This is a genomic window from Fonticella tunisiensis, assembly GCF_004364155.1.
Lineage (GTDB): Bacteria > Bacillota > Clostridia > Clostridiales > Caloramatoraceae > Fonticella > Fonticella tunisiensis.
This window is the reverse complement of record NZ_SOAZ01000052.1, coordinates 1,423-2,666: the sequence shown is the minus strand read 5'-3', so window position 1 is coordinate 2,666 and position 1,244 is coordinate 1,423. Positions and strand designations below refer to the sequence as shown.

Annotated in this window: 1 rRNA gene (running past one end of the window); it reads right to left on the bottom strand. The window is 50.6% G+C overall.

Annotated elements, in window-relative coordinates:
* Positions 1-1,206: ribosomal RNA gene (locus EDD71_RS14915) — 23S ribosomal RNA — on the bottom strand; it reaches 1,801 nt to the left of the window's first position.
* Between the last annotated feature and the right edge of the window lie 38 nt (positions 1,207-1,244).

Genomic DNA, 1,244 nt, shown 5'->3' with positions numbered 1-1,244 from the left:
ACATTGCATCCACAGCTTCGGTGGCATATTTGAGCCCCGGACATCTTCGGCGCAGGATCTCTCGACCAGTGAGCTATTACGCACTCTTTGAATGAATGGCTGCTTCTAAGCCAACATCCTGGTTGTCTGTGAAATCCCACATCCTTTTCCACTTAATATGCACTTTGGGACCTTAGCTGATGGTCTGGGCTGTTTCCCTTTTGACTACGGATCTTATCACTCGTAGTCTGACTCCCGGACATCAAGACTCTGGCATTCGGAGTTTGATAGGGTTCGGTAACCTGTACGGCCCCTAGCCCATTCAGTGCTCTACCTCCAGGTCTCTAATCCGAGGCTAGCCCTAAAGCTATTTCGGGGAGAACCAGCTATCTCCGAGTTCGATTGGAATTTCTCCGCTATCCACAGCTCATCCCACGGTTTTTCAACACCGATGGGTTCGGGCCTCCATTGAGTTTTACCTCAACTTCACCCTGTCCATGGATAGGTCACCCGGTTTCGGGTCTACGGTATACAACTTCTCGCCCTATTAAGACTCGGTTTCCCTCCGGCTCCGCGCCATAGGCGCTTAACCTCGCTGCATACCGTAACTCGCTGGCTCGTTCTACAAAAAGCACACCGTTAGTCTTTAACAACCTTCGGCTGCTTGTAGGCACACGGTTTCAGGTTCTATTTCACTCCCCTCCCGGGGTTCTTTTCACCTTTCCCTCACGGTACTTTACTCTATCGGTCACCAGGTAGTATTTAGCCTTGGGAGGTGGTCCTCCCTGCTTCCCACAGGGTTTCACGTGTCCCGTGGTACTCTGGATCAGATCTAGAGCCTTCTTCTTTCACCTACAGGGCTTTTACCTTCTATGGCCGGCCTTTCCAGACCTGTTCGATTAGAATATCTCTCCATTTGCGATCTGTCCTCAACCCCAATCCCTTACGGGAATGGTTTGGGCTCTTTCCCTTTCGCTCGCCGCTACTTAGGAAATCGATTATTCTTTCTCTTCCTCCGGGTACTTAGATGTTTCAGTTCCCCGGGTATGCCTTCCTGTACCTATGGATTCAGCACAGGATACTTAGCGTTAGCTAAGTGGGTTTCCCCATTCGGAGATCTGTGGATCACGGCCTATTTGCGGCTACCCACAGCTTTTCGCAGCTTATCACGTCCTTCATCGGCTCCTGGTGCCAAGGCATCCACCATGCGCCCTTACTAGCTTGATCATAGTTTCAATTCGCTGTGCAGTTTTCAAAGAACTTAC